The organism is Undibacterium sp. SXout7W, from assembly GCF_049339385.1.
GTDB lineage: Bacteria > Pseudomonadota > Gammaproteobacteria > Burkholderiales > Burkholderiaceae_D > Undibacterium.
The window spans coordinates 36,807-49,337 of the sequence record NZ_JBMPPF010000018.1 but is presented as its reverse complement, the minus strand read 5'-3'; the positions used below and the strand labels follow the sequence as shown (position 1 = coordinate 49,337).

At 49.7% G+C, this 12,531-nt stretch carries 7 protein-coding genes; 3 read left to right on the top strand and 4 right to left on the bottom strand.

All coding sequences use genetic code 11. The features are described from left to right. The first annotated feature begins 124 nt into the window (after positions 1 to 124). The gene (gene ampC, locus ACO0LB_RS16085; RefSeq protein ID WP_423050981.1) at positions 125 to 1,297 is read left to right on the top strand and encodes a class C beta-lactamase; all 1,173 of its coding nucleotides are present in this window, start codon (positions 125 to 127) and stop codon (positions 1,295 to 1,297) included. 238 nt (positions 1,298 to 1,535) lie between these two features. Here ampC and ACO0LB_RS16080 read toward each other — a convergent pair whose 3' ends face one another. Further along, entirely contained in the window at positions 1,536 to 6,839 is a 5,304-nt protein-coding gene (locus ACO0LB_RS16080) for a hypothetical protein (RefSeq protein WP_423050871.1), read from the bottom strand. A 232-nt stretch (positions 6,840 to 7,071) separates the two neighbouring features. On the opposite strand from ACO0LB_RS16080, the gene upp reads away from it, so the two are divergent. Beyond that, positions 7,072 to 7,704, top strand: a complete 633-nt coding sequence (upp, locus tag ACO0LB_RS16075; RefSeq protein ID WP_423050868.1) for a uracil phosphoribosyltransferase — start codon at positions 7,072 to 7,074, stop codon at positions 7,702 to 7,704. Between the two features lie 147 nt (positions 7,705 to 7,851). Continuing rightward, complete coding sequence (locus ACO0LB_RS16070; RefSeq protein WP_423050867.1) at positions 7,852 to 9,018, top strand: pyridoxal phosphate-dependent aminotransferase; 1,167 nt, start codon at positions 7,852 to 7,854, stop codon at positions 9,016 to 9,018. A gap of 287 nt (positions 9,019 to 9,305) precedes the next feature. Here ACO0LB_RS16070 and ACO0LB_RS16065 read toward each other — a convergent pair whose 3' ends face one another. From ACO0LB_RS16065 to lpdA, 3 genes are all read right to left on the bottom strand, one after another. Further along, complete coding sequence (locus tag ACO0LB_RS16065; RefSeq protein WP_423050865.1) at positions 9,306 to 9,719, bottom strand: hypothetical protein; 414 nt, start codon at positions 9,717 to 9,719, stop codon at positions 9,306 to 9,308. Positions 9,720 to 9,721: 2 nt separating this feature from the next. Next, positions 9,722 to 10,819 carry a cell division protein ZapE gene (gene zapE, locus ACO0LB_RS16060; protein ID WP_423050863.1) on the bottom strand — a complete coding sequence of 366 codons (1,098 nt, stop codon included), beginning with the start codon at positions 10,817 to 10,819 and terminating at the stop codon, positions 9,722 to 9,724. A gap of 216 nt (positions 10,820 to 11,035) precedes the next feature. Further along, positions 11,036 to 12,463 carry a dihydrolipoyl dehydrogenase gene (gene lpdA, locus ACO0LB_RS16055; RefSeq protein ID WP_423050861.1) on the bottom strand — a complete coding sequence of 476 codons (1,428 nt, stop codon included), beginning with the start codon at positions 12,461 to 12,463 and terminating at the stop codon, positions 11,036 to 11,038. Between the last annotated feature and the right edge of the window lie 68 nt (positions 12,464 to 12,531).

Below are 12,531 nucleotides of genomic sequence, written 5' to 3'. Positions count from 1 at the left end.
GTCGATTATCTTGATATTCTCGATCGTTTCGATAGATATATGCCCCCAATATAAATTGAGTGTCACACCCGATATCGGGCAAAGCCACATCAAAAAGGAAACCATCTTGATTTGTACACACTACATCGCACGTCGCGTTACGCTTGCCATCACAACTGCTTATGTTGTTTCACACCCTGCCCTGGCTGCCGATGACTCAACACCAATACGCAACATCGTCGATGCAGTTATTCCCTCTTTAATGAACAAAAACAACGTGCCAGGTATGGCTGTCGCCGTTAGCATCGGTGGTCGCACCCTTTTTTTCAACTACGGTGTTGCGTCGAAAGAAAAAAATATCCCAGTCACCGAAGCTACCATCTTTGAACTAGGATCAATCAGTAAAACATTGACTGCGACACTTGCCTCCTATGCTCAGGTGATTGGCAAACTCGCACTGGATGATCACCCAGGTCGCTACATACCGCAGCTAAAGGGAAGTGCAATCGATCAGGTCTCCCTGCTGAATCTTGCCACCTTCACCGCGGGTGAGTTGCCACTACAATTTCCTGACGATATCGGGAACGACGAGGTAATCAACTATTTTCAGCAATGGACACCCAAAACAGCAGCCGGAACTCAACGCAAATATTCCAATCCGAGCATTGGCTTGTTCGGCTATATCACAGGAATTGCATTAGGACGTGATTTTGCCAGCGCAATGGAAACCATATTATTCCTGGGACTCGGCCTGCAGCACAGTTATATCCATGTACCAACCAATGAAATGCCTAACTATGCATGGGGATATGACAAGAAAAACAACGCCATTCGGGTACAACCCGGAGTATTCGATGCAGAAACTTATGGGATTAAATCAACTTCTGCAGACATGATCCGATTCGTACAAATGAACATGGATCCAACCTCACTTCCAAAGCCAATGCAAGGCGCCATCAATGGCACCCATACGGCTTACTTCATGGTAGGAGAAATGATTCAAGGATTAGGATGGGAACAATTTCCCTACCCTGTCACGCTGGAACGCTTGCTCTCCGGCAATTCCGAAAAAATGATCTTTGAATCCAACGCCGCCAAAAAAATTACGCCCTCTCATGCATTATCCAGAACCCGCTTATTTGATAAAACAGGGTCAACCAATGGATTTGGCAGCTATGTCGCCTTTGTGCCAGAAAAACAGATAGGTATTGTGATGCTTGCCAATAAAAATTACCCCATCCCCGAACGCATCAAGGCAGCTCATGCAATCCTCAAGCAAATCGAATTCATGACGCCATCATTTCCGGTAAAAAGGTAAGTTAAACTGAATTGAGTCAGATGAAAATAGTGCATGACTATAGTGCTGCCAAGGCGTTGGAAGCTAGCACCCATAAAAAATCCCGATAACATCGGGATTTTTTTTATTCTACTCATTGACTGCAATGACATCGAAAAAATGGCATCAATCTCACGTCAGAACCAATACAGATAAACACGGCTGACGATAAAACTGTTTATTACTCTGCGACACATCCTCTTACTTTTCAGATGATTGACTATCGGTGGGTAACAAGAGCGATCTGCGTTAATGCACTGCCTTTTTCTGTTGCCTGCGCTGCTGCATCCTCAGTTTTTGGCGTTGCCAAGTCATAACTCATTTGCAATTTTGTATCGACTTTTTGTATTGTAGCCGGTACAACTTGCGTTGATGTCGGCACATGAGAATTCATCACAGCTGAAGTGCTGGCAGCAGTTAAATGTGCAGAACCCATGCCAGCAACACCGGCACACAACATCAATCCTGCGAGTACCGATGGACGAATACGGAAGCGTTTTTGAGTATCGATACCTTGCTGTTCCTGTTGTTCTTGCTGTCCATGATGCTCATCATGTTGCACCTCAAATTCAACATCAACAGGAGCAGCAGAAAGCATCTGCTGCGCTTGTTGACGCCATTCGGCGCTGTGCTGCTTGTTGTTGATCAACTTCTGAATTAATTCCTGCGCCTGCAACTCTGCCTGATGATGTTCATCAGCCAGTGCCTGACGTACCTGTTCTGTCTCATCCAAAATGCTGGCCTGCTGTTGTTGCAACTGTGCCTGCAACTGCTCTTGTAAGGCTTTTGCTTCTGCCAGTGCATTTTCTGCCTGACGTTGCGCTTGTATCTGCTCTTCCAGTCGTTGTTGCAGTAAGGCATGAAGTTCTGCTTCAGTCGCTTGCTGCTGCGCAACACTCTCCGCCAAAGACTTTTCTGCAGCTAAACGTTGAGCAATATCTGATGCCAGTTGCTGCTCAGCAGCCAAACGTTGCACCTGCATTACTTGCAATTGCTCCTCTTCTGCAATCCGTGTCTGCATGGCAGCGGCGGCCTGCTGATCTGCGCTTGTTTGCGCAACCAACGCTGCCGTCAATTGGCATTCCAACGCAAGTTTATCGTTCTCTGCTGCGGCTGCCAGTTGTGCCGCTTCCGCGCGCAATTTACTTTGCTGAGCCAATTCTGTTTCAATACGCACGCGCTCTTCGGCGGCGTCGTTCAGCAATCGTTCGGCAGACATTTTCTCTTCGATCAACTGCAAAGCCTGCTGTTTTAATTGCAGACCTTCCAGTTCCTGTTGTTTCTTTTGTTGCACCAGCATAGTTTCACGCTGTTCGCATTCTGCACGCTGCAATTCTGCCTGATGCAACGCCAACAATTCGTCTGCCAGCGCCTGCGCCTGTTCTGCGGCCTGTTTTTCTGTTGCTGCGTGCAGAGCGGCTAATTCAGCGGCATCTTTTTCGTTACGTAACTTAGCCTGAATCGCTACGTTGGCATCCTGTTCTGCCTGCGCACGAATTTCGCAAACGCTCAGGTATTCCTGCTCAGCTTGTTTGCGTTGTTCTGCTTCTTTCAACGCTTGTTCTTCGGCCTGTTTTTTCTGCTGAACTAATTGCAATTCTTCCAGCTCGCAGGCAGTACGGCGTTGCTCAGCTTCCACCAATGCCTGAGCTTCACGCAAGCGAACTTCGGCAAGTTCAGTAGCTACTTTTTGTGCTTCGGCATGTTCCAGAGATGTTTCAAATAACACTTGTTCTGCGGCTGCCTGCTGTGCAGCCAGATCAGCGGCCAATTTTTCTTGCTCAGCGCGTGCTGTGGCGGCAGACGCCGCCTCGCGTTCGATCTCCAGTCGTAGTTGCGCTGTCTGATATGCTGATTGTTCTTCGTCCAGTTTCATCTGGAGTTGTGTCTGCACTGCCTGCTCAGCCTCGATTCTGGCCTGTTCGGCGCGGTTGAGTTCAGACAACAGTACGGATTTTTCTTCCAGTACATTCGCTGCCTGGCGCTTGATCAAGGCTTCTTCAGAAGCTTGCGCCAGCCATTGTTTCTCGGATGCGTTAAACAATTCAGCAGCGATACGAGCCTCATGCTCGCTCGCCTGACGTGCTTCAAGCAAACGCACTTGCTCTTGTTCAGCGAGCGTACGTGCCTGCGCTTCCGCAATGGCAAACATCTCGGCCTGTTGCTTTGCCATTAACATTTCCTGCATGCTTTGTTCTGCTTCGGCACGTTGTTGCTGAGCAGCGGCCAATTGCTGTTCTTGCTGGACGCGTTGGCGTAATAATTCTGCCACCAGTTTTTGTGCATCGGCATGTGCAGCCAGCTCCTGATACAGCGCCTGCTCTGCTGCCAGCGTCGCTTCACTGGCAATACGAGCGACTTGCTCTGCATGGGCACGTGCTTCTGCAAACTGACGCGCACTGGATTCTGCTGTCAGACGCTGATGCACATCCTCTTGCGCTTGTTGCTCTGCCTGCAATTTTGCCTCGGTTGTTGCTAGCAATGCCGCGTCTTCTGTCGCCCGCAACTGCACGACTTGCTCCAGTTCTGCGATTTTGCGGTTTTTTTCCAGCACCAACTGATGCGCTCGTTGCTGACTGTCTGCATAAGCCTGAGCCTGAATCTGCAGCGCTTTTTCTGCCGCCAGCTTGGTTTCTGCCAACACACCCGCTTCTTGCTCTGCTTTTGCTCTGGCCGTTGCGGCAATAGCTTGCTGCTTTTCTGCTTCTGCTCTGGCAAGAGCTGCGTGATGAGCGATTTTTTCTGCGGACAATGCCTCTTCCGCAGCTTGCGCCGCCTGACGTACCGCCTCAGTTGCTTCTTGTTCAAGACGTGCTTTTTGTTCCAGTGCAGCAGCAGCCTGTTGTTGGGAATGGGCTTTTTCCTGTTCGAGTTGTGTCAATTGTGATGCAGCCTTGACACGTGCGCTGGCGGCTTCGGCGGCTTGTTGTTCCGCTTTCAACTGTTCTTGTTGCTGAGTCAGTAAAGATTGTTCTTGCGCCACCTTGGTCGCCAGTGCTTCGCGCAATGCCTGTTCTGCCTGCAATCTGGACAAATGCTGATCTCGCTCTTGTTGTTCGAGCTCTGCTTTTGCCTGCAACTCTGCCGTCAGCTGCTTTTCTGCCTGGAGCTTTTGTTGCACCAAAGTCAGCGCCTTTTGCTCTGACTCAGCACGCTGGCGTAATGTTTTACCTAATTCTTCAGCTTCTGCCGCTTTTGTCTGTGCCAGTGCAGCCGTTTGTTTTTGCAACTCGGCGTGTTCCTGCATTTTTTGCAAACGTGCCTGCTCAGCCTGAATCATGGACTGCCGGGCTTCCCGTGCTGCGATTTCTTGTTGCTGGCGAGCTTGCAGTACGCTCACATGCTCACGATCAGCATGTGCGCGGGCAATGACTTGTTCGGCAGTTGCCTGCTCTGCTTCCAGTTTTTCCTGCGCAGCAATCGCCGCTTGTTTTTCGGCTTCGGTACGCACCTGCTCTGCACGTGCCAGCTCTGTTGCCTGATGACTTTTTAAAATAGCGAGTTTCGCTGCTTTACGCTGCGCGTCTTTTTGCAACTCAGATTGTTCCAGGGCGGCCTTTTCTGCTGCGGCAGTTGCCTCTAATGCCAGACGCTGTTCACGATCCGCCTGCTCTTTTGCTGCGGCCAGAAATGTTGCCTCCTCTTCCGCCTTCAGCTTTGCTTCTGCTTCTATTTGCGCTGCTTGTTCTGTGGCTAATTTTTCCTGTGTTGCTTTGAGTACCTGCTGCACCGCCTCTGCACGACGACGTTCTGCCGTCAGCTTTTCTTCGATCAGTTCCATTGCTTTGGCCTCATCTTTGACACGTTGCTGCTGTACGCGCAGCAGTTCGCTGACATTTTTCTCTTTTTTGACAGTCGCTACCGCCATTTGCTGTTGCAAGGCCGCCTGCTCCATGGTTTTTTCCAGAGTCAGCTTTTCTGCGGCGCATTCCGTTTCCTGCGCAATGCGGGCAGCATGTTCCGCCTGCTGTTGCATACGTAACAGTTCAGCGTGTGTTTTTTCTGCTTTAGCGCGGGCATCGGCTTCTTCTGTTTTTTCGCGCTCCGCCTTTAACTTTTCACTCATTGCAGCGAGTGCTTTTTCTTCTGCTGTTGCGCGCAATTTTTCAGCGAGTGCCAGTTCTTCCGCTTTTTTTGCTTTCAACAAGGCATTTTCGTTGGCGCGTTTGAGCAATTCTGCCTGGAATGCGCTGGCGCTCAGTGCTTGTTGCTCTTTATCTGCCAGTTCACGAGCGGCCTGTACTGCGCAACGCTCTACTTCTGCGCGCTCTTTTGCCAGCTTCATTGCGCGCTGCTCTTCTACTGCACGCTGACGTGCGATGTCGGTTGCTTCTTGCTCGGCGATGCGACGCAGACGTGCTTCTTCGGACGCGGCAGCTTCGGCTTCCTGACGTGAGCGAGCCTGGGCATCTGCCTGTTGTTCGTTTTCGATACGGTTTAATGCGGTCGATTGCAATTCGCGCTCTGCGCGAATGCGGGATTCTGTGACCTGACGAATCTGATCTTCGGCTTCGCGACGGGCCTGGGCAGTCGCTGCGGCCATCATTTCAGCCTGTTCGCGCTTGGCAGCAGCAGCGCGTAAGTCCTGCTCTGCCTGCATGCGCATTTGAATAGCTTCTGCGGCGCGGCGTTCGGATTCGGCGCGTGCCTGCGCGATGGCTTCCTGCTCTTGTTCGATAGCAACGCGGGCCAATGCATCTTCCCGTGCGCGCACTTCTACAGGAGCACGGTTAATAGCGTACTCCAACGCCATTACTTCGGCTTGTTCGCGCTCTTTGTTGACTTGCAGGGATTCACTACGCACTTTCGCCAGCATTTCTGCCGTTTCGCGTGCTTCGCGATCACGTTTTTCACGTTCACGTGCCAGTTCAGCAATACGTGCATCAGCGCGTGCGCGCTCTTCGGCCTGCTGGCGGGCAGATTGAGATGCTGCAAAACGTTCGGCAGCCCAGTTACGCGCATTTTCTGTTTGTTGATGCAGCTTTTCAGATTCCGCTTGTGCTTTAACGGTTAATTCGGTTTCTGCTTTCAGTTGCATTTCTGCACGGGCTTTCGCCTGTTGCTCAAGCCTGGCGCGTTGTTCTGATTGTTCACGGGCGCGAGCTTCCATCTGCGCACGCTCTTGCAAATCCATGGTTTCCTGATTTGAGGCTGCAATTCTGGCTTCGCTGGCAGCCCGTGACTGACGCTCGGCAATCAATTTGGCCTTGGTACTGCTGATTGCTTCTTGTTCCAGCGCCAATTTTCTTTGTGCCAACTCAGCGGACTCGGCTTCTGCCTGTGCTCTGGCTTCTGCCAGCATGCGCGCCTGAGTCTCGGCTTTCAAGCGACTTTCTGACGCGACGGTGGCACGGGCTTCAGCCTCAACTCGGGCAATCGCTTCGCGTATGCCTTTTACGTCAATGCGCGCATTGGATTCCAGCACATCATCAGAAGGTGAAAATTCTTCTTTACGATCGGCATGACGATCCAGGGAGAAACCTCCCAACGATAATTTATTCAACAATGCCTGATTGCTTTCCATTCTGCGCTCCTGATAGATAGTCGTTCACCGATTCAGTTGGCCTTACTGCACCGGAACTTCTTATCCTGAATTATCTGCGAATGGAAATCGAAACAATGATCTGAAAAGAAGCGGGAAAACCGCTCTATTCCCGTTTTCAATAACCGCCAGCAGGAAACGACGGCTTACGATTTCCCATATTGCGATCAGAGACGTAAAATGCGTCTTATCTCAATTTTGCAGGGGAAACATCTTGAACGACTTCGTTACTGAAATCCGTCATCCGCTCGTGCAGCACAAGCTGACCTTAATGCGTAGCAAAGAAACGCCCACGGATAACTTCCGTCGTCTGTTACGTGAAATCAGCCAGATGCTGGCGTATGAAGTCACCCGCGATTTGCCGCTGGAGATGGTCAAAATCGAGACGCCGATCACTACGATTGATGCTCCAGCGATCAGTGGCAAAAAATTATGTGTTATTTCGGTATTGCGTGCCGGAAATGGCATTCTGGATGGCATGCTGGATCTGTTGCCGAACGCGCGGGTTGGTCATATTGGTTTGTATCGCGATCCGGAGACACTGGAACCAGTGGAGTATTACTTCAAAGTGCCAGAAGATATTGCTGACCGGCTGGTGATTGTTGTCGATCCTATGCTCGCTACAGGCAATTCAGCTGTGGCAGCAATCGCCCGCCTCAAACTGGCAGGAGCCACGACCATCAAATTTGTTTGTCTGCTGGCAGCCCCTGAGGGGATTCAGGTCATGCAGGCAGCACATCCTGACGTGCCTATCGTGACAGCATCAATTGATCAATGCCTCAATGAACACGGATATATTGTTCCCGGATTGGGTGACGCTGGTGATCGCTTATTCGGTACCAAATAATGTTATGCAGCAAGGCTGCTCCAGAAAAATACTTGGATTGCAGATGCTTCAGACATATTCCAGATAGTTGAGTGCTCATCGTTGCTGCAACAGCGACGATGAGCAGATTTTCATTATTTCTATTTTCTTCTGTTATTTCTGTTATCTATGACCACCATTGCCCGATTTGTTCCGTCCTCCAAGCTGCCTGATGTTGGCACCACGATCTTTTCTGTCATGTCTGCTCTCGCGGCGGAGAAAAAAGCGGTCAATCTGGGACAAGGGTTCCCGGACTTTGCCTGCGATCCTGCCTTACCCGATGCGGTGACAAGGGCAATGAGCGACGGACACAATCAATATCCACCGATGGCAGGAGTAGCTGTATTCAGGGAGCAGATTGCCGCAAAAATCAGCGCACTGTACGTCCATCAGTACGATGCAAACAGCGAGATTACGATCACGGCTGGTGCCACACAGGGAATTCTGACGACCTTATTGGCATGCGTGCGGGCGGGTGACGAGGTCATCGTGATTGAACCAGCCTACGACAGTTATGTGCCCGCAATTCAACTGGCAGGCGGCACTCCTGTGTTTGTGAGCATGAATGTAGGAGAACATGGATACAGCATTCCCTGGGATCAGGTACAAAGTAAAATCAGCGATAAAACACGCATGATTATGCTGAACTCGCCTCACAATCCGACAGGGTCGGTGCTATCCGCGGCCGATATCAGTGCATTGACGGAGATCGTCAACAATACCGATATTCTGATCGCTTCAGATGAAGTCTATGAACACATGGTATTTGATGGGCAAAGCCATGCATCACTGGCTCGCTACCCTGAACTGGCAGAGCGCAGCTTCATTATTTCCAGCTTTGGTAAAACTTACCATGTCACAGGGTGGAAAGTGGGTTATGTGGTTGCGCCAGCAGCGCTCATGGCAGAGTTTCGCAAGGTGCATCAGTACAACGTGTTTACTGTCAACACGCCGGTGCAATACGGGCTGGCAGCGTATATGCAAAGACCAGATCCGTATCTGGAATTGCCGGCGTTTTATCAACAAAAAAGGGACATGTTCAGACAAGGTCTGGAAAACTCACGCTTCCGCTTATTACCGTGTGCCGGAACTTACTTCCAATGCGTTGATTACTCCGCCATTTCAAACGATTCAGAACTCGACTTTGCACGCTGGCTGACGTCTGAAATCGGCGTTGCGGCAATCCCGGTGTCAGCGTTTTATCAACAACCCAAAGAGTCCGGCATCGTGCGGTTTTGCTTTGCGAAACAGGAAGCAACCTTACAACAGGCAATTGCACGTTTGAACACTCTCTGATGTACCAAAGGCTCTTTTATATACCCTACCCAGTATATAAAAGAGCCTTTATTCTATAACGTGGAGAGGGTATATTTTTACTCATACTCCCCAATAATACTGAAATAAGATGGGATATACGTACCAATATCCCGGCAAGGCTAGGCGACGAAAATGGTCGCAATTCTGCCTTACTTACACCTTATTTGTATGCGGCTTGTACTAGGTTTCAAAACAAAAAACCATCACATTACTGCGATGGTTTTTTGTCAGACCTGCCAGAATCAATACAATGACATCGTCCACGATTACTTCATTTGTTTTTGCTGTAAATCCTGATCAAGCTGCTGGATATGCAATTTACGTTGCAATGCCTTTGCTTCGATAGAAACCCGGTTCAACACGAGTGTTTGCGTACGGCGCAGACGCTTGATATCCGCCAGGCAATCATTAACAAAAAATAACTCGCGACAAGCGCGCTCTGAACGACTGTACCAGTTTTGCAAGCGAACTTGCAGCGCATTTGTCTCCAGCGAAGCAGACTCTGCCTGCTCTATGGATAGAATCGTGTCACTCTGGTAACGAGCATCCAACTCCTTTGTGGCAGCAGCGATCGCATTCCACTCTGTCTGATCGGGGGTGGCTGCTGCAAAGGGAGACACTGCCAGCAAACAAATTGCGCAAGCAAAGTAAACAACGGGGACAAGATAAAACGATTTCATGATCAGGCAATCGATTCAGTAATATGCCGCTGATCTGCATCCATATATTCTTTGGATTGCATTTCTATAATGCGGGACACAGTACGATGAAACTCGTTAGACAAAGTACCACTGGTATATAACTGTTCAGGTTCGACTTCTGCAGACATGATCAGCTTTACTTTATTGTCATAAAAAACATCAATCAGCCAGGTAAAACGTCGCGCTTCGGAGGACATTCCTGCCGACATACGCGGGATCGATGACAGAATGACGGTATGAAAACGGCTGGCAATTTCCAGATAATCATTTTGAGAACGCGGACCGCCGCATAAGGTAGCAAAATCAAACCAGATCAGGCTACCCGCCCGGCGTAAGGATTTTAACTTGCGCCCTTCAATGTCCACGTGCGCATCCTCATCACCGGTTTCGGCAATTCGTAAAAATGTATCGCGCAACGCCTTATCCGTAGCTGCATTCAAAGGCGTCAGATAGGCTTGCACCTGCTCCAGCGCACGCTTGCGGTAATCATTGCCTGAATCTACATTCAATACATCCAGCTTTTCTTTAATCAGGGCAATGGTTGGCAACATACGATCACGATGCAAACCATCCGGATATAAAGTGTCAGGCTCATAGTTGGACGTCATGACGAAAGAAACCCCGTTATTAAACAAGGCATTCAACAAGTTATACAACAGCATGGCATCTGCGACATCGGAGACATGAAATTCATCAAAACAGATGAGCCGATATTTTTTGGCGACACGTTTCGCCACTTCATTAAGTGGATCAGGAATGCCTTTCAACTCATCGAGTTGACGATGGACGCCGCGCATAAACTCATGAAAATGCAGGCGGGTTTTACGCACCACCGGCACGACAGAGTAAAAGCTATCCATCAAAAACGATTTACCACGCCCCACCCCACCCCACATGTAAACCCCGCGCGGCACTTCAGGACGCGTAATGAGGCGCGTCAATTTGTTGGCACGCTTGCCTTTGTACAGCAACCAGTCATCATAGGCTTGCTGCAAACGGTCAACCGCACGTTTTTGTGCATCATCAGCTTGAAAACCGCGCTGCGATAAGGCTACCTGATAGTACTCGAGAACATTCATGTGGATGGAAAAGGACTTTATTTGCCGATATGCCTGAGTGTTGGCGCGACAGAACAACATAGGGAAGGTGCTGAAACATGCGGGATTGAAGCAACCACATTCAAATCCGGGAGAAACAGCAAGAAACAAAAAAAACAGCAAAAAAACAACAAAAAACAGCGAAATAACAACATGGATGTGCTGACATCAGCACATCCATTTGCGACATAACAATAATTAGAAATTCAAGGAACGCTTATCAACTGCCAACGCTGCCTCTTTCGTCGCTTCCGACAAAGAAGGATGCGCGTGGCAGATACGGGCGATATCTTCCGAAGAAGCGCGGAATTCCATTGCCACCACTGCTTCAGAAATCAACTCAGAAGCCATAGGACCAACGATATGCACACCGAGGATTTCATCCGTTGTTGCATCAGCAAGGAATTTCACCATACCGGAAGTATCGCCCAACGCGCGCGCACGGCCATTCGCCATGAATGGGAACGTACCTGCTTTATACGCAACACCGTCAGCTTTCAATTGCTGTTCGGTGCGACCTACCCATGCGATTTCAGGGGATGTGTAAATGACCCAAGGAATCGTGTTGAAGTTCACGTGACCATGCTGACCAGCGATACGTTCTGCAACGGCAACGCCTTCTTCTTCCGCTTTGTGGGCGAGCATAGGACCGCGCACTACGTCACCGACCGCCCAGACGTTAGGCAGATTGGTTTTGCAATCGCCATCCACCGCAATGAAGCCGCGCTCATCAAGTGCCAGGCCAACGCCTTCGGCATTCAGGCCGTTGGTGTTTGGTGTACGGCCGATAGAAATGATCAGCTTATCGAATACGGCTTTGTGTTCTGCGCCTTTGTCGTCAGTGTAATTGACAGTAACGTCATTGCCACCGTTGACGATTTCGCCGATTTTTACGCCAAGATTAATATTCAGACCCTGCTTGTCGAACAGTTTTTTCGCTTCTTTGGCGATCTGCTCATCCACAGCACCGAGGAAAGTCGGCAGTGCTTCCAGTACTGTCACTTCTGCGCCAAGGCGGCGCCATACGCTACCCATTTCCAGACCAATCACACCAGCACCGATCACACCGAGTTTTTTCGGTGTTTCAGCGATGTTCAGTGCGCCTTCATTCGACAGAATCGCTTGCTCATCGAACGGAGCGCCTGGCAATGCACGTGCATTCGAGCCAGTTGCAACGATGATGTGCTTGCCTGTAATTGTCTCTTCTGCTTTACCTGCGACCTTGATTTCGTAGCCAGCCGCGTCGGCTTTCACGAAAGAGCCATGACCGTGGAAGAAAGTGACTTTATTCTTTTTGAACAGGAACAGAATACCGTCGTTATTTTGTTTAACGATGGTGTTTTTACGTCCCAGCATTTTTGCGACATCCATACCCAGACCGGATACCGAAATACCGTGATCAGCAAACGCGTGACCAGCGTGTTCGAAATGCTCAGACGATTGCAGTAAGGCTTTGGATGGGATACAGCCAACATTAGTGCAAGTGCCGCCTGGTGCCGGACCACCTTTATCATTGCTCCACGCATCAATACATGCAGTAGAAAAGCCAAGTTGCGCAGCGCGGATTGCTGCGATATAGCCGCCAGGGCCGCCGCCGATCACGACGACATCAAATTGTTTACTCATGGAATTATCCTGATTTCTGTTTTGTATCTGACTTTGTCAGTCAAGGTTAATGCGATCGCATTTACTCA